Here is a 22,536-nt window from a genome sequence, read left to right on the forward strand (position 1 = left end):
CTTGTGGCAATGGCGCTTGCGGCATAATGTCCGCTTAATCGGCCACCGGCCTAATCACCTTTTTTCAACAGGTCTCACCATGCACGTACTGGTTTGCGAAGACGACGAGTTGATTGCCAGCGGCATTGTCGCTGGCCTCACCGCTCAGGGCCTGACGGTAGAGCATGTCGCCACCGCATCGTCTGCCCGGGCGATGCTCAAGGTCGCCGAGTTCGATGTGATGGTGCTCGACCTCGGTCTGCCCGATGAAGACGGTTTGAAGCTGCTACAGCAGTTGCGACACAGCGGTCTGGAAATCCCGGTGTTAATCCTCACCGCCCGGGACTCAGTCACTGACCGCGTCGACGGCTTGCAAGCCGGCGCCGACGATTACTTGCTCAAGCCTTTCGACCTGCGCGAACTTGCCGCGCGTCTACACACGTTGCTACGACGGGTGGCGGGCCGCAGCGTCAACCTGATCGAGCACGGTCGCCTGACTTACGACCCGAGCAGCCGCGAAACCATGCTCGGCGGCCAGCCGGTGGACCTTTCCCGTCGTGAGCAGTCGCTATTGCAGGCCTTGCTGCATAACCGGGGCCGGGTGCTGTCCACCGAGCAACTGAAAGACAGCGTTTATGGTTTTAACGATGAGCTGGAAAGCAACGCTCTCAATGTGCATATCCATCACCTGCGGCGCAAACTCGGCAATGGCATTGTCGAGACGGTGCGCGGCCTGGGCTATCGCCTGGGGCCGGCCGATGGCGGAGAGGAATTGAAAAAGTGATGAGCCTGCGTTTGCGCCTGAGCCTGACACTCGGCGCCGCTTTTGCCCTGATCTGGGCCTTGGCTGCGGCCTGGATGCTCAGCGACCTGCGCAACCAGATGATGTTTTCCCTCGACCAGCGGCTGGTGGCGTCGGCACGGATGGTCGCCGGCCTGATGGAGCAATTGCCGCCATTGCCGAGCAAGGGCGAGGGCACCCATTTCAGCGCAGAACAACTGAATATCCCCGGTGGCATGGCCTGTCAGGTCAGCTCATTGCGCGGCGAAATCCTTGCCCGCAGTCACACCGATCCGCAACAAACCCTCGAAGCCGAGAAGATGGGCTTTCACGACCAGATGATCGACGGCGCACCGTGGCGCAGTTTCACCCTGGCCCGCGGCGATCTGCGCATCACCACCGCTGATCGGCAGATCGAGCGTGAGGCGCTGAACATGTCGATCCTGCTGGCCGCTTCGGTGCCGGTGGGCGTGGCCTTGCTCGGCTGCCTGTGCCTGCTCTGGCTGGGGATCGGCCAGGGGCTGGCGCCACTCAACCGCATGCGCGATGCCTTGATGCGCCGCAGCGCCGACTCTCTCGAACCCTTGCAAATCCAGCCGTTGCCCAGCGAACTGCAACCGTTGCTCGACACCCAGAATCAGCTGTTCCAACGGATCGGCAAGACCATCGAACGCGAGCGCCGCCTGACCGGTGACGCCGCCCATGAACTGCGCAGCCCGCTGACGGCGATCAAGACCCACCTGCAAGTCGCGCGCATGACCGAAGGTGCGGCTCGGGATCAATCCCTGGCCCGGGCCGAAGAGGGCGCCGATCGCTTGCACCGGACCCTTGAGCAATTGCTGTTGCTGGCGCGGGTCGAGGGCAGTCTGTCGTTCGATGACGGCGTGCAATGCAGCGCCGAGCAGGTGGCGAAACTGGCGATTCAGGACGCCGCCAGCGGTGATCGTCAGCGGATCAAATTTCAGATGCCGCCGAAAATCTCTCACGCCCCGGTGCAAATGCCCGCCGTGCTGTCGATTGCCGCGCTGCGCAACCTGCTGGACAACGCGCTGCGGCATACCCCGGGCGACGGCGCGGTGGAGTTGAGCCTGCAAACCACCGGCAACCGCGTGCAGTTTGTGGTTCGCGACCATGGGCCCGGCATTGCCGAAGACGATCTGCAACATCTGACCCAACGCTTCTGGCGTAACGGCCAGAGCACCGGCTGCGGCCTGGGTCTGGCGATTGTTCAGGCAATCGTCCAGCGCTGCGGTTGTACGTTGCATTTCGACAGTCGGCCGGATGGGTTGCGGGTTGAGTTGACGATGCCGTTGCAATCGGTGTGAATCTTGAGAGCCACCCCTCACCCCAGCCCTCTCCCCATGGGGGAGAGGGGGAAAGGGAGCCGATTTTCATGCTTTTCAAAAACTGAGTTCGACTCGGACTTTCAGGTCGATGTAGCTCTAAGAACAACTCGGTCAGTCCCCTCTCCCTCCGGGAGAGGGTTAGGGTGAGGGGGATTGTGCAAGCACACCAAATGTAACGTCTCTCCATTAGCCATCCACTCGCTACAGCGCTATCGTCCCCGGCAGCTTTTTCTCAATGGATTGAGGTAACAGCGCCATGGATGCACCCCTACACATTTGCAAGGCAACCCCCGCCGACGCCGGCATCATCAGCCGGATCGTCGAGCGCTCCATTCGCGTGGGTTGCGCGCTCGACCATCGCAACGATCCGCTCACCGTCGCCACCTGGACCCACAACAAAACCATCGAACACGTGCAGCCCTGGCTGACCGACCCACGGTTGTACCTGAGCATCGCCCTGTTGCAGGACAAACCGGTCGGCGTCGCGATGGCTGCGATCAGCGGCAAGGTTGCGTTCTGTTATGTGCAACCGGAATGGTTTCGTCGCGGGGCCGGGCAAGCGCTGGTGCGCGACCTCGAAGGCTGGTTGACCGATCAGGGTTTGCGCCTGGCACGACTCAACAGCACCCGCACCAGTGAAGCGTTTTACCGTCATCTGGGTTACCAGCCTTGCGCCGAAACCTTCGCCGTAGCCGGGCTCCACGCCATTCCCATGTACAAAGCGCTGACACCCCCTTCATAGAAAGCTGATCGAGGGTCTAAATCCTCGGCGCCCTGATGCGTTTCCAGAACAGGAAAACCTTATTGAGGGGTCGAGAGATGTCAGTCGCTACCAGCCTTATGGAAGATCAGTCGGCCCGGATCACTCCGGCGCCGACCGAGATGCTTTATCAGTTCAATGAATCGCCGCTGCTGGCCCGTCAAAATCAGCAGGAATCGAATGCCCGCAGCTATCCGCGACGCATTCCCCTGGCCCTCAAGCGTGCCAAGGGCATTTATGTCGAAGACGTCGAAGGCCGCCGTTTCATTGACTGCCTGGCGGGCGCAGGGACGTTGGCCCTTGGGCACAACCATCCGGTGGTGATCGAAGCGATCCAGCAAGTGCTGACCGATGAACTGCCGCTGCACACCCTCGACCTGACCACCCCGGTCAAGGATCAATTTGTCCAGGACCTGTTCGGTCTGCTGCCGCCGGCATTGGCCGCTGAAGCCAGGATCCAGTTCTGCGGCCCGACCGGCACCGATGCGGTGGAAGCCGCGCTGAAACTGGTACGCACTGCCACCGGACGCAGCACCGTGCTGTCGTTTCAGGGTGGTTATCACGGCATGAGTCAGGGTGCGCTGAGCCTGATGGGCAGTCTGGGGCCGAAAAAACCCTTGGCCGCCTTGCTCAGCAACGGTGTGCAGTTCATGCCGTATCCCTACGATTACCGCTGCCCGTTCGGTCTCGGCGGCGCGCAAGGAGTGAAGGTCAATCTCAACTACCTGGAAAATCTGCTGAATGATCCCGAGGCTGGCGTGCAATTGCCGGCCGCAGTGATCGTCGAAGCGGTGCAGGGCGAGGGCGGGGTGATCCCGGCTGATCTCGACTGGCTGCGCGGCCTGCGGCGGATAACCGAAAAGGCCGGTGTTGCGCTGATCGTCGATGAAATTCAGAGCGGTTTTGCCCGCACCGGCAAGATGTTCGCCTTCGAACACGCCGGGATCATTCCGGACGTGGTGGTCATGTCCAAAGCCATCGGCGGCAGTTTGCCGCTGGCCGTGGTGGTCTATCGAGACTGGCTCGACACCTGGCTGCCGGGCGCCCATGCCGGGACCTTCCGCGGCAATCAAATGGCCATGGCCGCAGGTTCTGCGGTGATGCGTTACCTGACCGAACACAAGGTCTGCGAGCACGCTGCCGCCATGGGCGAACGCCTGAGCGAACACTTGCACATCCTGCAGCGGGACTTCCCGCAACTAGGCGATATCCGCGGTCGCGGCTTGATGCTGGGCGTTGAACTGGTCGATCCGACTGGCGAGCTGGATTCGCTGGGTCATCCGCCGATCTTCGGTCGACTGGCGCCGCTGGTGCAGCGTGAATGCCTCAAGCGCGGTTTGATTCTTGAACTGGGCGGCCGTCATGGCGGCGTGGTGCGTTTCCTGCCGCCACTGGTGATTACCGCTTCGGAAATCGATCGGGTGGCCGAGATTTTCGGCAGGGCCATGGCTGCTGCCACCGCCAGCCTCTAAATTTCTCAGCCTCTGACACGTTCCTTCTACATAACGGCTGCGCACGCAGTGCCGCCCACCCTACAGCGATGGAGAAACACCATGACTTCAGTATTCGACCGCGAGGACATCCTCTTTCAGGTCGTGGTCAACCACGAAGAGCAGTACTCGATCTGGCCCGACTACAAAGCCGTGCCTGCAGGCTGGCGCACCGTGGGCAAGAGCGGCCTGAAAAAGGAATGCCTGGCCTACATCGAAGAAGTCTGGACTGACATGCGTCCGCTGAGCTTGCGCCAGAAAATGGAAGAACAGGCGGCTGTGGCTCACTGAGTCACCGCGCAAAAAGAAGCCCGCTGAACCGGTAACGGTCAGCGGGCTTTTTGTTAGGGTTGAACATCAAAAGATCGCAGCCTCGTTTCACTCGACAGCTCCTACAAAGAATCCGTGGAAACCTGTAGATACTCTGTTCACGGTCAAGCTTTCGCGAGATGTTTTTCGCTAAAAAGCTTGGCCGTATTAAATTCTTCTCCGGAACGCATGCATGCCCATAACCCGGTTAGGTATTTGCGCATGACCGCACCGATGGCCTGCATTTTCTTCTTGCCGCGCGCTACCAGAGCCTCGTAGAAGGCCTTCACACTCTCATCACAACGGATTGCCGTCATCGCCGGCATGAACATCGCTGCGCGCAAGTAAGCATTACCGCATTTGGACATTCGCCCTGGCCGGTTCACGCTGGTGCCTGACTGGGTCAACCTGACATCCAGGCCTGCATAGCGGCTTACCTGCGCCGATTTAAGCGTTACCGGAAGGGTTGTCAGCTCAGCCAGTGCGGCGATGGCTGAGGCTTCTCCAACGCCGGGGGCCGCCATCATGCAGCGAAACTGTAAACTCAGATCCGGGCATTTGGCGATGGCATCACGTGCGGCTTTCTTCAAGCGATCAATCCGTGTGTCCAGCCCTGCAATCGCCTCTTTCTCATCCTCGATCAGCAGCTCCACACTCGTTTCTGTCGCTTGTAGCGCGTGTAATTCGTTTTTGGCTCGTGTTCGATGACCAATCAGCCGATTGATATGGCGGCCAATCGCACGCAGCGTCATTTGATCGGTAGTAGGCGGAACCCAAAGCCTGGGAGTCATGCGCTCGCCATATTCAGCCAGCAATTGAGCGTCTATCTGGTCAGTTTTGCTGTTTTGCAGCATCACTTTTGCAAAATTGTGGAAGCTTTTGGGGTTGATCACCGAGACCGGCAGGCCGGCAGCGTGCAACTCCAATGCAAGATCCAGGTAGTAAATGCCAGTGGCCTCCATGACCACACTCAGCGGTTTGAGACCTAACATCTTTGTCACGGCAGCCTTACGTCCTTTGGGCGTGTGCTGAACGTCCCACTGGCCTGATGTTTTACCGCTCTGCCGCCATCCCATGACAGACGTGCGCGCACCAATGTCTATGCCGACATGAGTATTCATGCTTTTCACTTCCCTGACTTTCGGTAAGATTGCCCCTGGTTCCCCCGACCTCGAATTTCATGCCACTGCAACCTTGTAATGCGAAGTCCGACTTGTCGGCTTCTCGATACTCTTCGTGGTGGGCAATGAGGCGGGGGGGCCTCTCTACAGACAAGGTCAGGAGCAAATCCTGCCTTCAGGAGCTATCGGCCTCCCCCAGAAACGCACTTGCTGTTGTATGAATCCTTGAGCGTAACCTCTCTCGTTGGAATCAAGGTCAACATACAAGGAGCTGTCGAGTGAAACGAGGCTGCGATCTTTTGATCTTAGGCCGTTGGCTTACCGCTCAACCCCTTGATCACCAAATCCACATTCCCTTCCAGTTCAGCCACCGGATCCGCCGCATCCACACTCAACACCACCAACCGACTCCCAGCCTCGGCAATCACCGCTTTCACCGCTTCCGACGGTTGTCGATGGTGCAACACCACCGCCACGTCATTGTCCTTGAGCGTCGCACCCAATTGCTTGAGCGCTTCAGGTGTCCACTCGGCATCCGGCCGCGCATCGAGGCCGATCAGCTCCAGGTTGAGACCGCCGATCAGATAGCCAAAGTGATCACTCAGGCTCATCACGCCGAGGTTGTCGGCACTCGCCAGCCGCGCTTCGCTGTCGGCGCTGAACTTGAGCAAGCGCTGTTTGAGCGCTGCCAGATTGGCCTCGATCTTCGGCTTGGCCTCGGGCGCCAGGCGCACCAGGTCCGCCGCCATGACGTCCGCCATCCGCCCCATGTTGTTGCTTGAAAACCACGGCTGACTGTTCAGCCCGTCGACTTTGTTGCCAGGTTGCACGGCGATGCCGGGCAGGGCGCCGTCCACCGGGCGGGCGGCGTCGACTTCGATGATACGGATGTTGCTGCGCCGGGAGATCGGGTACAGCGGGTCATCCGCCCACAGCGAGCGCAGGCCGATCACTGCATCGGCGTCGGTCGCCAGTTTGGCCAGCGCCGGAGCGCCACGACCTGTGAAGTACGCGGTCTGACGGCTGCCGGGCAGGTTCGCCGGCGCGGCACGTTCAAGGTTGACGTCGGTGCCTTTGAGCAAGACTTCGCCCAGACCATAAGTGATCGGCAAGGACGCCAGCACGCGCAGCGGTTTGGCGCTGTCAGCCGCAAAAGTTGTGTTGACCAGCCCGCACAGGGCTACGGCCAGGGTCAGTTGACGCAGAGAGAAAGACATTTATCCGAGATTCCCTTTCAGACTGGGGACAACGCCACGCGCAATGGCGGCGAGAGCGAAGGCGATACCGGCCACCAGAATGATCGCGGCGCCAGACGGGATAGGCAGGTCGAAGACAATCGGCGCGAGAATCCCGCACAGCGTGCTGACCGTAGCGATCAGCACCGAACACCAGAAGAAGCCCTTCAGCGACTGGCTGAGCAATCGCGCTGCCGCCGCTGGAATCACCAGCAGAGCACCGACCAGAATCGCGCCGATGACTTTTACCGCCGCCACGGTGATCAGGGTCACCAGAATCACAAACAGATAATCCAGCGTCTTCACTGCCACGCCACGGACCGCCGCCAGTTGCGGATTGAAGCTGGCCAACATAATGCGGTTGTACAGCGGCAAGGCCAGGGCCATGACCAGCGAACTGACGATGGCCAACACCAGCAGGTCATTGCCGTTGACGGTCAGCACCGAACCGAACAGTACGTTTTCGAGGATGTGTACGTTGATCTTGCCCGCCAGAATCAGCAGCAGACTGGCACCCAGCGCCAACGACACCGACAGAAACACACCGATCAACGTATCCGGCGCCAGACCCGTGCGGTTGCGCAGGTAGTTCAGCAAAATGCCGAACAACAAGCAGTAGCCGAACAGACTGCCGTAAGGCCCGGTGTACGGTTCGCCCAGCAGAATGCCGATGGCCACGCCGGTCAGCGCCGCGTGGCCCACCGCTTCAGAGAAAAACGCGAAACGCTTGACCACCACCAACGTGCCCAAACCGCCCAGCACCGGGCCGATCAGCAAGCCGGCGAGCAGCGCGTTGACCACAAATCCATAGGCCAGCGCCTCGGGCAGATAACCCGACGAGGCCCAACCCTGGACCATCAAACGAAAGGCTTCGTAACTCATCAGGCAGCGCTCCGTGGATGGGTCGAAAACAGGGTCAGCAGGCGTTCCGGAGTCAGTGCCTGTTTCGGCGCGGCATCGAACAGCACCCGGCGATGGAGCCCCGTGACCCGATCCGCCAGCCGTCCGACCGCTTCCAGATCATGCTCGATCCACAGCACGGTGATTCCGCTCTGACGCCATTCGCCGAGCAGCCGTTCGAACACCTGAATTCCGGCCTCATCCAAAGCCGACATCGGTTCATCCAACACCAACAATTGCGGCACCGGAATCAACCCTTGAGCCAGCAACACCCGCTGGCGTTCACCGCCGGACAATGCGCCCATGCGCCGCTTGCGTTTGTCCTGCATGCCGACCCGTTCCAGCGCTTCGCCAATCGCGGCGGCGTAATGCTTGCTCAAGCCGAGGAACGCCGGACGCCGCTGGCACATCGCGGCCATGAAGTCGTCGACGGTCATCGGCAAACCCCGATCGAACTCCAGGGCTTGAGGCACGTAGCCGATGGTCCCTGGTGTGCCGGGCCATTGCAGGCTCAGACGACCCTGATGGGGCATCTGCCCGAGCAGAGTCTTGATCAGCGAACTTTTGCCGCCGCCGTTGGGGCCGACCAGCGCATGCACGCTGCCGGGCTGGACCTGAAACGTGACGTTATCGAGGATCGTCGTGCGACCCAGCGTCAGGCTGACCTCCGCAAAATCCAGCGTTGGACCCGAAACCTGTGGGAGCGAGCCTGCCCGCGAAGAGGGAGTGTCAGTCGACATCAACGTTGATTGACCCACCGCTTTCGCGAGCAGGCTCGCTCCCACAGGGGATTCGGAGTCGATCGGACCGGGGTTTTGTGCGCTGATGGTTTCTTTGGCAGTCATTGGCCGGACTCCTGAATCGCCCGGACCACGGTGTTGAGGTTGCCGGTCATTTCTTTTTCATACTTGTCGGCGGTGTATTCGCCATAGGAAATGTGCGACAGCGGGTACAGCTTCACCCCGGATTCACGCTGGATGGTCTCGACGTAGGTGGACGGGAAATCCATCTCCGAGAAGATCACTTTCACGTCCAGTTCGCGCAGTTGATCGATGGTCTTTTTCAGCTGACTCGGGCTCGGTTCGATGCCGTGCGCTGGTTCGACCACAGCGGTCACTTCCAGGCCGAATTCGCGCAGCAAATAGTCGTAAGCCGCGTGAACCGTGGCCACTCGCAGTTCGGCGTTCGGCGCCTGGGTCAGTTTCGCCAGGGCGTCGGCGCGCATCTGCCGCAGGCGTTTGCCGTAGGCGCGGGCGTTCTGGGTGTAGGTCTTGGCGTTGGCCGGGTCGAGCTTGCCCAGTTCCCGGGCGATGTTGTTGACCTGGGCAATCGAGGCACTGATCGACAGGAAGGTGTGCGGGTTTACGACCTTGCCAGCGCCGCGAGCGGCGACGCCGGTGGCGGCCAGCAACGGTACGTTTTCGTTGGCTTCGATCACCGGGACGTTCGGCGTTTCGCTGGCGGCGATCATGCGGTCGGCAAAGTCGTCATGGCCGACTCCGTTGAGCACGACCACGTCAAGACCGCTGATGCGCTTGATGTCTTCGGCGCGCGGCTCGTAGGCATGCGGGTTGAAACCGGCCGGAATCAGCGGCACCACCTCGGCCTTGTCACCGACGATGTTCGCCACGTAGCTGTAATAAGGGTGCAGGGTGATGCCGATGCGCAGGCGCTTGGCCTCGTCAGCACTGGCCAGCGGGGCCAGCAGACAAGCCAGTAAACCGACCAACATCAGGCGCAAGAAAGAACGTTGAGATGAAATAGGCATGGGAAAGCGGTCTTCTCTCGGGTGAAGGCGAGGGTTCAGTGCCGGTGCTGGCGGGTCACGCCGGCATCGAATTGCGCGACGATCTGCTGCCAGCCGGCGCTTTCCAGCGCAGCGTCGGTGAGGTCGGTCGGGGTAGCGAGGGCGTTGCCGCGGTTGAGCCAGACGTCCGGAGCATCGTCGTCAGCGGTCAAGCGCATCAGAAACGAACCCGCCACGGTGGGCGTCTGGCTCTGGCCGAAGTAAGCCTTGGTGTCGAGCAATTGCCAGGCATGAGCGCCGCGACTGACGGAACTGGCGTCCTGGGCGAACGGCGCAAAACCTTCATCGGCGAGGGCTGCGGGGGCGGGTAGCGCCTGTTGCTCCTGACGCAGCAGATGAATTTCGTCGAGCGTCACCCGCAGGTCGGCGTAGATGCCTTGCTCGGACGCGCTCAAGTCACGGCGGGCATCCAGTTGATGGCTGCCCACGCTGCTGACTTCCTGAGATTCACCGCGCCAGGCGACCACCGAGCCGGCAACCGCGAGGATCATCAGGCACAACAACAGCACATAGAGGGTTTCATGGCCGGCACCGGCCGGGCGGACGATTTGCGTAGTCGGCGTACTCATGGGGCTTCGATGTCCGCTTGGTCAATCTCGACGACGTGGCCGGGACCTGCGTCGAACAGCACGTAGAACTCGGCGCCGGGCTTCTTGAAGGTCAGGGTCGAATCGGCGCCGAGCTTGCCCGGCACCAGGATGGTTTCGTCGTAGCCGATCACGTCCAGGGTCACCCCCGGCGCGCCGCTGCCGTCGGAGAAACCGCCGGTGCATTTGATCTGCTCGGCGTCGATGGCTTTGCATTCGCACATCGGGTTGTGGGCCAGGGCGCTGGCGCTGAAACCGGCGCAGAGCACCAGCAGCGCGGCGCTTAGAGGACGTATAACGTTGATCATGGTTTGCCTCCTTGTTGGTTCAGCCAGGCGAGGGTGGCCGGGGATGCCTGGCTCAGCGGGACGGAGGCCTGATGCATGGCGCCGTCCCAGCCTTCCATGGTGATCCACAGCTCGGCGTCGGCTTTGGTCTTCTCGGGGATCGGCAACATCGCGCCCATGCGGTACGGAGTGCCGAAGAAAATCACCCCGGCAGCACGCAGGCTGCGCGGTTTGCCAATGCGCAGGTACGTCGCCTTGACCTGATCGCGGCAGCTGTCGCACAGCGCCGCGTTGAAGCTCTTCATGTAGCCGGCCGGACCATCGAGGGTCGGGGCGTCGTTGCGCAACTCGGCCAGACGCAGGCTCCAGGGGCCCACCTGAACCTCACCGATTTCCCGCTCACCCAGGCCGGTGTCACCGCGAAACAGCGCGGCGTCGGCGAAGTACTTGGGCATAAAACCCAGCGGCACCAGCAACAGCAGAACGTTGATGTGGAAGCGCCATTTGTGCCAGAAACGGCTCAGTTTCGAAGCCGGTTTATCAGCGATGAACAGACTCATTGGCTGACCTCCGTGGCTTCATGGCTCGCGGCCGGAGCCGTCTGACTGCGTGGGCGTTTATGGCTGCGCTTGAGGGCGTTGGCCGTGGCGAGGGCGGTGCGTTTGGTCCAGATCAACAGGCCGCTGAGGACCATCATGCTCAGGATCAGGCCGAAGAAGAACCAGATCAGCTTGATCCAGATGCCGCCGAAATCGCCGGTGTGCAGCGGACGCATGGATTCGGTCACCAGTTCCAGGCCGGAGCGGTCCGACAACAGGCGGGTGGCCGCGATGTCGCCGGTATACGGGTTGATGTCGGCGGTCTGGAACATCAGCGGATACCAACTGCGCCCGCCCACCGAGAGGTAGCTATAGGCATTGGCGGGCAGGCTGACAAAGCTGTCGTCCAGGCCGGGAATACGTTCCTTGGCTTCGCGGATCGCCGTCTCCAGGCTGATCATCGGCGCCGGCGAACCATCGGCAGTCAGCGGGACACTTTCACGCGGAACCACGGCCGCCACCGGCGCGGTGGAAATCGAAATCTGGTTATCGAACATGAACGCCTGAATCAGGAACCAGGTGCTGGTGATGGAAATCACCGCGATGAACCAGATCGACCAAATGCCGCTGAGGCGGTGAAAGTCGCCCCAGAAAATCCGCGCGCCGTGACGAATGCGCAATGTCGGTCGAAAGAATCCTTTCCAGAAGCGTTTGTAGACCACCAGCCCGGTGACCAACGACGCCAGCAACGGCAAGCTCAGGAATGACACCAGGTACCAGCCCCAGCTGTAACCGTTGGTGAACGGCACCAGCCACCAGCCATGCAGGGCGCGGGTAAACGCCTTGAAGTTGAATTGTGGGGCAGTGCCCTGAATGACGCCGCTGTAGGGGTTGACGTAGACCGTCACGGAGCGACCGTCGGGGTAGCTGACCTCCACGTCGAGGGCGAAGTGCGATTCATCGGGTCGGCTGATGGCCTCAACCAGAGTGTTGGGCTCAGCCGTCTTGATGGCGGCAATGATCTGGTCATAGCTGAGCAGCGGCGCATCGTTCGAAGGTTGGCTGGCGCGCATTTGCGGGTTGGCCAGCCAGACGATTTCCTGGCTGACCACCGCCAGGGTGCCGGTCACGCACACGATCAGTACGAAAAACCAGATCGGCAATGCCAGCCAGCTATGGACCAGAAACCAGAGTTTTGAACGGGATTTCTTCGACATGATTAAAGGTCTTGTTTCGATGAGAGGGCCTCCGCTAAGGGCTTCCCAGCGATGAGGTCCATGAAAGGCCGGCCGTGGCTTTTGCCTACGCGGGCCGACTGCATCTAAATAAGACGGATGAGCATCGAAAATCCCGAAGGGGGATATGAAAGAAAATGTTTCGTGTTCAGGCGCGCAACGGTTGATCCAACACGAAGCATGGTTCACGGGATCACTGTCCGGCCATTGATGGGGAGGGGCGACTGCCTAAGATGGAGCCCAGACGCCTGTCACCCGCGAGCCTGAGCGAGTACTTCCATGACTCCAGCAAGAACCCTCTACGACAAACACATCGACGCCCACACGGTGTGTCGCCTTGATGACCAGGGCCACGTCCTGTTGTACATCGATCGCCAGGTCATCAACGAATACACCAGCCCCCAGGCATTCAGCGGTTTGCGCGAGGCCGGGCGCGGAGTCTGGCGCGCGGAAACCGCTCTGGCGGTGGTCGATCACGTCAACCCCACGGCACCGGTGCGGATCGCCGCCATGCCGGATCCCGGCGGCGCGCGGCAGGTGTCGTATCTGGCGGAAAACTGCCGGGACTTTGGCATTGAGCTGCTCGACATCCTCAACAAACGCCAGGGCATCGAACACGTCATCGCCCCGGAGCAGGGTTTCATCCTGCCGGGCATGGTGATCGCTGCTGGCGACAGCCACACCACCACGTACGGCGCGCTCGGTGCATTCGGTTTCGGCATCGGTACCTCTGAAATCGAACACCTGCTGGCGTCCCAGACGCTGGTTTACAAACGCCTGAAAAGCATGCGCGTGACGGTGGAGGGGGGTTTGGCGCCAGGGCTGACGTCCAAGGACGTGATCATGGCGCTGATCGGCCACATCGGCGCGTCGGGCGCCACCGGGTACGCCATCGAGTTTCGTGGCTCGACCATCGATGCGCTGAGTGTCGAAGCGCGCATGACTATCTGCAACATGGCGGTCGAAGCCGGGGCGCGAGGTGCGTTCATGGCGCCGGACGAGAAGGTGTTTGCCTATCTCAAGGACAAACCCCGCGCGCCGAAAGGCTCGTTGTGGGAGCAAGCCGTGGAAAAGTGGCGCGCCTTGCACAGCGATGCGCACGCGCAATTCGACCGTGAAGTTCATGTGGACGCCAGCGCCCTTGAACCCATGGTCACCTGGGGCACCAGCCCGGATCAGACCTCGCCGATCGGCGCCCGCGTGCCCGACCCGCAAGACGTCAGCGACTTGATCCTGCGTCAGGACATGCGTCGCGCTCTGAATTACATGGGCCTGGAAGCCGGGATGCCGCTCAGCGACATCGTCATCAGCCACGCCTTCATCGGTTCTTGCACCAACGCCCGTATCGAAGACCTGCGCGACGCCGCCAGCGTGGTGAGCGGCAAACACGTGGCCGGGCATGTACGGGCGATGATCGTGCCGGGCTCCACCGAAGTCCGTGACCAGGCCGAAGCCGAAGGCCTGGCGGCGATCTTTATCGCGGCCGGATTCGAGTGGCGGCAGTCCGGCTGTTCGATGTGCCTGGCGATGAACGACGACGTGCTGGCGCCGGGTGACCGCTGCGCTTCCAGCACCAACCGCAATTTCGAAGGTCGTCAGGGCGCCGGCGCGCGCACGCATCTGATGAGCCCGGCGATGGTCGCTGCTGCGGCGATCACCGGCCGCTTGACCGACATCCGTTACTTTGGAGACCGCGCATGAGCCTGCAACCCTTCACCCAGGTCAGCGGCAAGGCCGCGCCGATGCTGGCGGCCAATATCGACACCGACGTGATCATGCCCAAGCAGTTTCTCAAGGGCATCGACCGCGCGGGGCTGGATCGGGGCTTGTTTTTTGATGTGCGGTTTTTGCCGGACGGTTCGCTGAACCCCGAGTTCGTGCTGAACCAACCGGCGTGGCAAGGCGCGAGCTTCTTGGTGGTCGGGCCGAATTTTGGTTGCGGATCGAGCCGTGAGCATGCGGTCTGGGGGTTGAAGCAGATGGGGATTCGGGCGCTGATCGGCAGCAGTTTTGCCGGGATTTTCTATGACAATTGCCAGCGTAATGGCGTGCTGCTGATTACCCTCGACGAGCCGGTGTTACAGCGGCTTGGGCAGGTGGTCAGTCAGCCTGACAGTGCGCAAATCAGCGTTGATCTCGAAACGCAGGAGATTTGTTTGCAGGAGGGTCAAGTCATCCCGTTCGAGATCGATACCTTACGCAAGACCGCGCTGTTGCTGGGCCTCGACGCCATCGGCAGCACCTTGCAGCGCAGCGACCAAATCAAAGCCTTCGAGCGCAATCATCTGGCGGCCAACCCCTGGCTAAGCTAAACGCAGAACCAAAATGTGGGAGCGAGCCTGCTCGCGAAGGCGTCCTGTCAGTCGACATCAACGTTGACGACACACCGCTTTCGCGAGCAAGCCCGCTCCCACATTTGATCTTCATCAGACACAGATTCCAGTAGCAGCTTTCGTTGATCCGGGCTAAACCGACAACCCCTTGAAATGCTCCTGCAAAAACTCCACGCACGCCCGCAACTTCCCGGAATACGCCAGCCGCGTTGGGTATACCGCCCAGACGTTCGCGCTCTGGGTGTACTCGGGCAGCAACTGCACCAATCGTCCCTGTTCCAGCAACGGCTTCACGTCCCACAGTGAACGCAACAGCACCCCGCGCCCATCCAGCGCCCACTGCAAAACAATCTCCCCGCTGTTGGACGACAACGGCCCGCTGACCCGCACGTTGTCCTGAATGCCATCGCGTTCCAGGTTCCACACCCCGAAGGCGTTGTCGCGCTCCTTGAGCACCAGACAGTCGTGCTGCTCCAGATCGCTCAACGATTCAGGCGTACCCCGGCGTTGCAGATAGGCCGGCGACGCGCAGAGCACCCGCCGATTGGTCACCAGTCGTCGGCCGATGTGCTGGCCGGAAATATCGTCACCGACACGGATCTCCAGATCGAAGCCCTCGCTGACGATATCCACCACCCGGTCAAACAGGTCCAGGCGAATCTCCAGGTCCGGATAGCGTTCAGCCAACAACGACAGGGCCGGCGCCACATGGTTGCGTCCGAAACCGAAACTGCTGCACAAATGCAGACGCCCCCGAGGGCTGTCGTGGGCGTCGGAGAGTTCGTCGTGCAGTCGCTGGAAGTCATCGAGAATGCGCAAGGCCCAGCGCTGTACCCGCTCGCCGTCTTCGGTCAGGGCGATGCGGCGACTGGTGCGGTGCAGCAGGCGAGTGCCGAGGGTGGTTTCGAGAATCTGGATGCGCTTGCTGACGTAGGCGGGCGACAGGCCCAGCTCATCGGCAGCCGCGGCGAAACCGCTCTTGCGGATCACGGTGAGGAGTACACGCAGGTCTTCGGGTAGGGGCACGGTGTCTTTCTTGGTGGTCATGACAAAACGAACACTGGCGGCATGAGCCGCCAGCATAGCAGCGGGGCGCAGCGATCAGCGCAGGAAGCCCAGCACTTCAGCGAGCAGCAACTCGGGGGCTTCTTCGGCGATGTAATGGCCGGCGGGCAACGCTTTGCCACGCACGTCAGTGGCGACGTGTTGCCATTCCTTGAGCGGTTCGAAGCAGCGCCCGACCGTACCTTCTGCGCCCCATAGAACCAGCAATGGCAGGTTCAAATGCCGGCCGGCGGCGATATCGGCGCGGTCATGCTCCAGATCCGTGCTGGCGCTGGCGCGGTAGTCCTCGCAGATGCCACGTGCGGTACCCGACAGTTTCAGGCAGCGCAGGTACTCAGCGAATGCTTCAGGCGTGAACGGTTTGAGCCCGGCGCTGCGACTGCCCATCACGCTGCGCAGATAAGACTCTGGATCAGCTTCAATCAATGTTTCCGGCAACGGTGCCGGGCGGATCAGGAAGAACCAGTGCCAGTAGGCGCGGGCAAAGGCTTCATTGGTTTGCGCATACATCGACAGGGTGGGCGCGATATCGAGCAGCACCATGCGTTGCACGGCAGCGGGATGATCGAGGGCCAGGCGATGGGCAACGCGGGCGCCTCGGTCGTGGGCCAGCACCGAGAACTGTTCGAAGCCCAGGGACTTCATCAGCTCGACGCCATCCTTGGCCATTTCGCGTTTGGAATAATTGGTGTGGTGATCGTTGGCCGGCGGTTTGCCGCTGTCGCCGTAACCGCGCAGGTCGGCGGCGATCACGGTGAAGTGCCCGGCCAGTTGTTCGGCGATCTTGTGCCAGATGACGTGGGTCTGCGGGTGACCGTGCAGCAACAACAGGCCCGGCCCGCTGCCGCCGATGCGGTAGGTAATGTCCACTCCGTTGACGTGGCGCTGGTCTTTCAGGAATCCGGCGAACATGGGTGACTCCTTGTAATAGTTGCCAGCATCCTGAGATCGTTGAGTCCTTACGGCAAGGCGCAAAGCGTGGTGCGCTTGTTCATGAAGTGTGTTCGAGGGATGTGTGGTGTTGCTGATGGCCCCATCGCGAGCAGGCTCGCTCCCACATTGAACCGTGTACACAAATCCATTGTGGGAGCGGGCCTGCTCGCGATGAGGCCTTAACATTCACTGCAAAACTCAACCCTGTTTGAACATCTCCTTCGCCCGCTGCTCGATCTGCTCCTGAGTCAGATCTTCCTTGCGCGTGGCCAGAAACCACAGATGCCCATAGGGATCCTTCAAGGTCCCCGAGCGGTCGCCATAAAACTGATCCTTGACCTCGGACACCACCGTGCCGCCAGCCGCAATCGCCTGTTTATAAGACTTGTCCACATCGTTCACATACAGATGCAGCCCCACGGACGGCGATTTGTCCGGATTGCTCAATGGCCCCTGATCGCACGGCGTGCCAAGCATGATCGGGCAATCGCCGATACGCAGTTCGGCGTGGCCGATGCCGCCATCGGGCATGGACAGGCGCATGACTTCGGTGGCGCCAAAGGCTTTCTTGTAGAACTCGATGGCTTCGGCCGCTTTTTGAATGCCCAGATACGGGGTGATGCTGTGATAACCCTCTGGAATGGGTTTGACGCTCATGGCTGTTCTCCCTGTTTTTGTTGTCAGTCGAGAAAGATCCTGTGCCGTTATCCGGCCGGATAACTATAGGTCGGCCTCTTTTCTGCAACCGAGTGTCCGACGAGCAGCAGCACCGCTGTTCAGCCATCAACAGCGAAGCAGCAGATTGCTCGGGTTGCTCATGAAAAAAACCTCTGAGCGGCCGAGAACTCCCCGAAATCATTGGCTCGGACGGTCAGGCACAGAAGCTGCAATGCCCTCTGGTAAACATTGGTGCCGAGAGCCTTGTATGCCTGAATCTGCCGTTTATCCGATCCACCCACCGGCCGCCCATCGGATCGCCAACGAAGCCGAAGCCTTGCGGGTCGCCGAACAGATCGCCGCGATCCTGCTGGAACAAGACGCCGAACGCGACCGCACCCGCCAAGTGCCCGCGGAGATCGTCGATCTGTATTCCAACAGCGGTTTGTGGGGCATCAGCGTGCCGAAGGAGTTCGGCGGCGCGCAGGTGTCCTATGCGGTGCTGGCGCAGGTCATCGCGATCATCTCGGCGGCCGATCCGTCCCTGGGGCAAATCCCGCAAAACCACTATTGCCTGCTGGAAGACATTCGCTTGCAAGGCACGCCTGAACAGCAAACGCACTTCTTCGGTCTGGCGCTGCAAGGTCACCGCTTTGCCAATGCCTTGTCGGAAACCGGCGGCAAGAACGTGCAGGACATTCAGGCGACCATTCGCCGTTACGGCGACGGCCATGTGATCAACGGTCGCAAGGGCTATTGCACCGGTTCGCTCTACGCCCACTGGCTGGCGGTGCTGGCGCTGGATGAAGAGCAGAAGGGCCAGTTGGCCTTCGTCGAGCGCGGCACCACAGGGCTGGTGATCATCGACGATTGGGACAGCATCGGTCAGCGCACCACCTCCAGCGGCACGGTGCTGGCTGAGGACCTGCACGTCTCGGCGTTCAATCTGTTCCCGACGTATCGCTCTTATGAAACACCCACCCTGGCGGGACCGTTCGCGCAGTTGACCACCGCCGCCATCGATGCCGGCATCGCCCGTGCGGCCCTGCGCGACACCATCACCTTTGTTCAGCAATTCGCTCGACCGTGGATCGACGCCGGAGTGGAAAAGGCCACCGAAGATCCGCTGACCATCATTCAAGTCGGCGGCCTGGAGATTCGTCTGGACGCGGCCGAAGCCTTGCTGGAACGCGCCGGTTGGGCACTGGATGCTGCACGATCGGCACCTGACGAAGACAACGTCGCGCTAGCCTCCTTGGCAGTCGCCAAAGCCAAGGTGCTGACCACCGAAATCGCCATCGAAGCCAGCAACAAGCTCTTCGAACTCGGCGGCACCCGCTCGACCCTGAGGAAACATAACTTCGACCGCCACTGGCGCAACGCCCGGGTCCATACCCTGCACGACCCGGTGCGCTGGAAGTATCACGTGGTCGGCAACTGGCTGCTCAATGGCGTCAAACCACCACGTCACGATTGGTCGTGACCATGGCCGAGTGGTTGAAAAACATCTATTGGGCCGACATTGCCCAGGCCTGTCTCGACACCCTGAGCATGCTCGGTGCCGCCCTCGGTTTTACCGTGCTGCTGGGGCTGCCGCTGGGCGTGGTGCTGTTCCTCACCGGCAAACGCCAATTGCATGAAGCGGTCGGTGTTTATCGGGTGTTGTCGGTGATCGTGAACATGTTGCGTTCGCTGCCGTTCATCATTTTGCTGATCGTGCTGATTCCCCTGACCACGTTGCTGGTAGGCACTTCACTTGGCGTGCCGGGGACGATCCCGCCGCTGGTGGTGGGGTGTACGCCGTTCTTCGCGCGCCTGGTGGAAACCGCCTTGCGCGAAGTCGATCGCGGGGTTGTGGAAGCGACTCAGGCCATGGGCGCCAACACGTGGCAGATCATCCGCCACACCTTGTTGCCCGAAGCGCGGGGAGGGTTGCTGGCGGCGGTCACGGTGACCGCCATTGTGCTGGTGGATTACACGGCGATGGCCGGAGTGATCGGTGGCGGCGGTCTTGGCGACCTGGCGATCCGCTACGGCTATCAGCGTTTTCAGACCGACGTGATGGTGGTCACCGTGGTGCTTTTGCTGATCTTGGTCCAGGCCCTGCAAATGACCGGCGACCGACTGGTGGCGCGCTACAGCCGACGATAAAAACTCGATTCAATCATTAAAAATCGGCCCAACGTCCACCCCACGACGGCCACTCAATCTGCCTAGGAGCACACCATGAAAAAGACCCTGGCCATTCTGGCTGCCGTCCTGTCGTTCAACGCTCACGCCAACGAAAAACTCATCGTCGGCGCCACCCCCGTGCCGCACGCGGAAATCCTCGAATTCGTCAAACCGACCCTGGCCAAGGAAGGCGTGGACCTGGACATCAAGGTCTTCACCGACTTCATCCAGCCCAACCAGCAACTGGCGTTGAAGAACCTCGACGCCAACTATTACCAGTACCGGCCATTTCTTGATGACTTCAACAAAACCCGCCATACCGATCTGGTGCCGGTGGTCGGCGTGCACATCGAACCGTTTGGCGCTTACTCGACCAGGATCAAAAACATCGCCGAACTGAAGGATGGCGCCACGGTGTCAATACCCAACGATCCGGTAAACACCGGTCGCGCACTGGTGCTGCTGCACGAAGCCGGCCTGATCAAGCTCAAGGACCCGAGCAACACCCTGGCGACTCAACGGGACATCATCGAAAACCCCAAGCACCTGAAAATCCGTGAACTGGAGGGAGCACTGCTGGCCCGTTCGGTGAGCCAGGTGGACCTGGCGTTTGTCTTTGCCAACTACGCACTGGAAGCGGGGATCGACACCAACAGCGCGCTGATCGTCGAGAAGGGCAAGAGTCTGTACATCGAGTTTCTGGTTGCGCGGCCGGACAACATCAATGATCCAGGCTTGCAGAAACTGGCCAAGGCGCTGAATTCCGATGAGGTTCGGCAGTTCATTTTGACCCGCTACAAGGGACAGATTGCGCCGGGGTTCTAAGCTTCGTTGGCCTTGAGGGCGCCATCGCGGGCAAGCCACGCTCCCACAGGATCTTGTGTCATGTGCAAAAATTGTGAACTACACAAAACCCGTGGGAGCGTGGCTTGCCCGCGATGGCCGCACCGCTATTTCGGATCTGTCCCGGATTCCAGCAACTGCGCCCCGGGCCCTCGCTCCCCCAGCACATCGCCAAAGTTACGCAACGGACACGCCTCCATCGACAGACACCCACAGCCAATGCAGCCATTGAGCTTGTCCCGCAGCAAGGTCAGTTGATTGATCCGCTCATCCAGATCCCGACTCCACTGCGCCGACAACACCTTCCAGTCCGCTGCCGTCGGGGCGCGGTTATCCGGCAGGGACTTGAGCGCCTCGCCAATCTCCGCCAACGGAATACCCAATCGCTGGGCCACTTTGATCAACGCCACCCGTCGCAACACTTCCCGTGGATAACGCCGCTGGTTGCCCTGGTTGCGATTACTTTTGATCAAACCCTTGGATTCGTAAAAGTGCAGTGCCGTGACCGCGACGCCGCTGCGCGCAGCCAATTGGCCGACGGTGAGTTCCTTGTGCAGATTTTCCGAGGTGATCATTTAAAAATGCCCCTTGACCTCTAGTTAACTCGAGGTTTTACCCTGCAGGCCTTCGGATCGCAAGATCCGGCTTACAGGTGAGTGGGGACTATTCATGCAACCTTCAGAGAAAAATCGCAGCTTCACCCAATTGATCGAATTCGAGATCGAACCTCATCAACAGCCTGCATTGGTGTCGGCGCTGTCGAAGCAGACCGAACGCCTGGCTCAGGACTTCACAGGTTTTATGAGCGCCAGCATCCAGGCCAGCGCCGATGGCCGGCGAGTGCTCAACTACCTGCAATGGCAAACACGCGAGGCGGGAGAGGCCGCGTTTCAAAGCTTTGAAAGCGGCGAGCAGGATTTCTGGCAGCTGATCTGCGCCCATCAGGCGAAAACCGTGACCTTCGGCTCGTTCCAGGTGCTGCACAGCCTGGAACGCAGCCACGACAACGCACTGCACTGCAACCTGGTGGGTTAGATCGACAACTGCATCAAGCGCTCACCCTGAACGTTTTCCGTGGGCCGGCGCTTGTTTACCGCCAGTTCGCCAATCTTGATCAGCCGCGTGCGCGTGACGTTGCGGCTCAAGCCCAGCAGGGCAGCGGTGTGCACCTGGTTGTAATGGCTGAAGCGATAAGCCGCTCGCAACAAGGAGTCTTCGACTTTCTCGTGCAGTGCTCCGGCCTGTTCTTCGAAGAGCTTTTGAAAGGCCCGATCGAGCAGGGCTTCCGGTGAGTCGTCGACATTGCTGTGGTAATCGTCCTGACGCTCGATGCGCATGTTCGACAGGCGCAGGTCGTCGCGTTCGATCACGCCGTTACGGCAGATCAGCAGGGTGTGGTGAATGACGTTTTCCAGTTCGCGAATGTTGCCCGGCCAGCTGTAGCCACGCAGTTTCAATTCGGCCTCTTTGCTGATGGTGATGGTGCCGTAGCCGAGGCGCTGGCTGTAGGCTTCGACGAAGTGTCGGGTTAGCGGCAGGATGTCGCCGGGGCGGTCGCGCAGCGGGCTCAATTCCAGGCTGACCACGTCGAGGCGGTAGTACAAATCCTCACGGAAATGCCCGGCGTTGATGGCTTTCTCCAATTGCACGTTGGTCGCCGCCAGCACGCGCACATTGATAGGAATGCTCTTGCGCGAACCCAGTCGCACCACTTCGCGCTCCTGCAACACCCGCAACAACTTGACCTGAATCGCCATCGGCAAATCGCCGATTTCATCGAGGAACAACGTGCCGCCATCGGCCTCCTCGAACCATCCGGCCTTGGCGCTCAGCGCACCGGTAAAGGCGCCTTTTTCATGGCCGAACAACTCGGCCTCCACCAGGGATTCGGAGAACGCGCCGCAGTTCACCGCCACGAATGGTCGGTTACGGCGGGCGCTGAGGTTGTGGATATGCCGCGCCACCAGTTCCTTGCCGGTGCCGGTTTCGCCGATGATCAGCACGCTGGCTTCACTCGGTGCGACTTGTTGAATGTGGGCGAGCAAGGCCTGGGATTTGGGGTCTTCGAACACCTGCGCCGTGGCGCGGATCGAGGTGGCCAGAGCGGGCGAGGGCGGTAAGGTCAGCAGTTGCATGGGTAGGCTCCATGAATAGAAG

Annotated in this window: 25 protein-coding genes; 11 read left to right on the top strand and 14 right to left on the bottom strand. The window is 60.8% G+C overall.

All coding sequences use genetic code 11. The annotated features are described in order from the left end of the window. The first annotated feature begins 79 nt into the window (after window positions 1-79). The 5 genes from ACA056_RS08345 to ACA056_RS08365 all read left to right on the top strand — a co-directional run bounded on the left by ACA056_RS08345 (window position 80) and on the right by ACA056_RS08365 (window position 4,647). Window positions 80-763 (top strand): response regulator, encoded by a 684-nt coding sequence (locus ACA056_RS08345; RefSeq protein WP_046049207.1) that lies wholly within the window; start codon window positions 80-82, stop codon window positions 761-763. Further along, a complete protein-coding gene (locus tag ACA056_RS08350; protein WP_497271824.1) occupies window positions 760-2,085 on the top strand; it encodes an ATP-binding protein in 1,326 nt (441 codons plus the stop codon). The genes ACA056_RS08345 and ACA056_RS08350 overlap by 4 nt, the downstream gene beginning before the upstream one ends. 277 nt (window positions 2,086-2,362) lie before the next feature. Continuing rightward, on the top strand, window positions 2,363-2,848 hold the full coding sequence (locus ACA056_RS08355; RefSeq protein WP_497271826.1) for a GNAT family N-acetyltransferase: 486 nt from the start codon (window positions 2,363-2,365) through the stop codon (window positions 2,846-2,848). A gap of 77 nt (window positions 2,849-2,925) precedes the next feature. Further along, the gene (locus ACA056_RS08360; protein ID WP_497271828.1) at window positions 2,926-4,338 is read left to right on the top strand and encodes an aspartate aminotransferase family protein; all 1,413 of its coding nucleotides are present in this window, start codon (window positions 2,926-2,928) and stop codon (window positions 4,336-4,338) included. Between the two features lie 81 nt (window positions 4,339-4,419). Further along, window positions 4,420-4,647 carry an MbtH family protein gene (locus ACA056_RS08365; RefSeq protein WP_497271830.1) on the top strand — a complete coding sequence of 76 codons (228 nt, stop codon included), beginning with the start codon at window positions 4,420-4,422 and terminating at the stop codon, window positions 4,645-4,647. A gap of 143 nt (window positions 4,648-4,790) precedes the next feature. Here the strand turns inward: ACA056_RS08365 and ACA056_RS08370 are convergent, their stop codons facing one another. The 9 genes from ACA056_RS08370 to ACA056_RS08410 form a co-directional block, all read right to left on the bottom strand. Beyond that, window positions 4,791-5,786, bottom strand: a complete 996-nt coding sequence (locus ACA056_RS08370; protein ID WP_497265786.1) for an IS110 family RNA-guided transposase — start codon at window positions 5,784-5,786, stop codon at window positions 4,791-4,793. A gap of 305 nt (window positions 5,787-6,091) precedes the next feature. Continuing rightward, entirely contained in the window at window positions 6,092-7,003 is a 912-nt protein-coding gene (locus ACA056_RS08375) for a metal ABC transporter substrate-binding protein (protein WP_497271832.1), read from the bottom strand. Next, window positions 7,004-7,903 carry a metal ABC transporter permease gene (locus ACA056_RS08380; RefSeq protein WP_497271834.1) on the bottom strand — a complete coding sequence of 300 codons (900 nt, stop codon included), beginning with the start codon at window positions 7,901-7,903 and terminating at the stop codon, window positions 7,004-7,006. Then, window positions 7,903-8,661 carry a metal ABC transporter ATP-binding protein gene (locus ACA056_RS08385; protein WP_497273504.1) on the bottom strand — a complete coding sequence of 253 codons (759 nt, stop codon included), beginning with the start codon at window positions 8,659-8,661 and terminating at the stop codon, window positions 7,903-7,905. The genes ACA056_RS08380 and ACA056_RS08385 overlap by 1 nt, the downstream gene beginning before the upstream one ends. A gap of 101 nt (window positions 8,662-8,762) precedes the next feature. Next, window positions 8,763-9,689 (bottom strand): metal ABC transporter substrate-binding protein, encoded by a 927-nt coding sequence (locus tag ACA056_RS08390; RefSeq protein ID WP_497271836.1) that lies wholly within the window; start codon window positions 9,687-9,689, stop codon window positions 8,763-8,765. Window positions 9,690-9,724: 35 nt separating this feature from the next. Next, a complete protein-coding gene (locus ACA056_RS08395) occupies window positions 9,725-10,297 on the bottom strand; it encodes a DUF6162 family protein (RefSeq protein WP_497271838.1) in 573 nt (190 codons plus the stop codon). Beyond that, window positions 10,294-10,623, bottom strand: coding sequence for a hypothetical protein (locus ACA056_RS08400; RefSeq protein ID WP_429510747.1), 330 nt, complete (start codon window positions 10,621-10,623; stop codon window positions 10,294-10,296). The genes ACA056_RS08395 and ACA056_RS08400 overlap by 4 nt, the downstream gene beginning before the upstream one ends. Next, window positions 10,620-11,162, bottom strand: a complete 543-nt coding sequence (locus ACA056_RS08405) for a PA2404 family protein (RefSeq protein WP_497271840.1) — start codon at window positions 11,160-11,162, stop codon at window positions 10,620-10,622. The genes ACA056_RS08400 and ACA056_RS08405 overlap by 4 nt, the downstream gene beginning before the upstream one ends. After that, a complete protein-coding gene (locus ACA056_RS08410; RefSeq protein WP_497271842.1) occupies window positions 11,159-12,358 on the bottom strand; it encodes a PepSY-associated TM helix domain-containing protein in 1,200 nt (399 codons plus the stop codon). The genes ACA056_RS08405 and ACA056_RS08410 overlap by 4 nt, the downstream gene beginning before the upstream one ends. A gap of 297 nt (window positions 12,359-12,655) precedes the next feature. Between ACA056_RS08410 and leuC the strand changes: the two genes are divergently transcribed. Both leuC and leuD read left to right on the top strand, forming a co-directional pair. Then, a complete protein-coding gene (gene leuC / locus ACA056_RS08415; protein WP_497271844.1) occupies window positions 12,656-14,077 on the top strand; it encodes a 3-isopropylmalate dehydratase large subunit in 1,422 nt (473 codons plus the stop codon). Then, complete coding sequence (leuD, locus tag ACA056_RS08420) at window positions 14,074-14,688, top strand: 3-isopropylmalate dehydratase small subunit (RefSeq protein WP_497271846.1); 615 nt, start codon at window positions 14,074-14,076, stop codon at window positions 14,686-14,688. The genes leuC and leuD overlap by 4 nt, the downstream gene beginning before the upstream one ends. A gap of 153 nt (window positions 14,689-14,841) precedes the next feature. On the opposite strand, the gene ACA056_RS08425 is transcribed toward leuD, so the two are convergent. The 3 genes from ACA056_RS08425 to ACA056_RS08435 form a co-directional block, all read right to left on the bottom strand. After that, the gene (locus ACA056_RS08425; protein WP_497271848.1) at window positions 14,842-15,792 is read right to left on the bottom strand and encodes a LysR substrate-binding domain-containing protein; all 951 of its coding nucleotides are present in this window, start codon (window positions 15,790-15,792) and stop codon (window positions 14,842-14,844) included. Between the two features lie 18 nt (window positions 15,793-15,810). Beyond that, entirely contained in the window at window positions 15,811-16,686 is an 876-nt protein-coding gene (locus tag ACA056_RS08430; RefSeq protein WP_497271850.1) for an alpha/beta fold hydrolase, read from the bottom strand. Between the two features lie 219 nt (window positions 16,687-16,905). Then, a complete protein-coding gene (locus tag ACA056_RS08435; RefSeq protein WP_046054450.1) occupies window positions 16,906-17,364 on the bottom strand; it encodes a VOC family protein in 459 nt (152 codons plus the stop codon). Window positions 17,365-17,632: 268 nt separating this feature from the next. Here ACA056_RS08435 and ACA056_RS08440 point away from each other — a divergent pair, with 268 nt between their 5' ends. The 3 genes from ACA056_RS08440 (at window position 17,633) to ACA056_RS08450 (ending at window position 20,361) form a co-directional block, all read left to right on the top strand. Continuing rightward, window positions 17,633-18,847 carry an SfnB family sulfur acquisition oxidoreductase gene (locus ACA056_RS08440; protein WP_497271852.1) on the top strand — a complete coding sequence of 405 codons (1,215 nt, stop codon included), beginning with the start codon at window positions 17,633-17,635 and terminating at the stop codon, window positions 18,845-18,847. A 2-nt stretch (window positions 18,848-18,849) separates the two neighbouring features. Continuing rightward, a complete protein-coding gene (locus tag ACA056_RS08445) occupies window positions 18,850-19,515 on the top strand; it encodes a methionine ABC transporter permease (protein WP_033059210.1) in 666 nt (221 codons plus the stop codon). Between the two features lie 75 nt (window positions 19,516-19,590). Then, the gene (locus tag ACA056_RS08450) at window positions 19,591-20,361 is read left to right on the top strand and encodes a MetQ/NlpA family ABC transporter substrate-binding protein (RefSeq protein ID WP_497271854.1); all 771 of its coding nucleotides are present in this window, start codon (window positions 19,591-19,593) and stop codon (window positions 20,359-20,361) included. Between the two features lie 125 nt (window positions 20,362-20,486). Here ACA056_RS08450 and soxR read toward each other — a convergent pair whose 3' ends face one another. After that, window positions 20,487-20,954 (bottom strand): redox-sensitive transcriptional activator SoxR, encoded by a 468-nt coding sequence (soxR, locus tag ACA056_RS08455; protein ID WP_497271856.1) that lies wholly within the window; start codon window positions 20,952-20,954, stop codon window positions 20,487-20,489. Between the two features lie 94 nt (window positions 20,955-21,048). Between soxR and ACA056_RS08460 the strand changes: the two genes are divergently transcribed. Next, window positions 21,049-21,414, top strand: a complete 366-nt coding sequence (locus ACA056_RS08460; protein WP_497271858.1) for an antibiotic biosynthesis monooxygenase — start codon at window positions 21,049-21,051, stop codon at window positions 21,412-21,414. Here the strand turns inward: ACA056_RS08460 and ACA056_RS08465 are convergent. Further along, the gene (locus tag ACA056_RS08465) at window positions 21,411-22,514 is read right to left on the bottom strand and encodes a sigma-54 interaction domain-containing protein (protein ID WP_497271860.1); all 1,104 of its coding nucleotides are present in this window, start codon (window positions 22,512-22,514) and stop codon (window positions 21,411-21,413) included. The genes ACA056_RS08460 and ACA056_RS08465 overlap by 4 nt on opposite strands. Between the last annotated feature and the right edge of the window lie 22 nt (window positions 22,515-22,536).

It is taken from the genome of Pseudomonas sp. LBUM1666 (genome assembly GCF_059695775.1).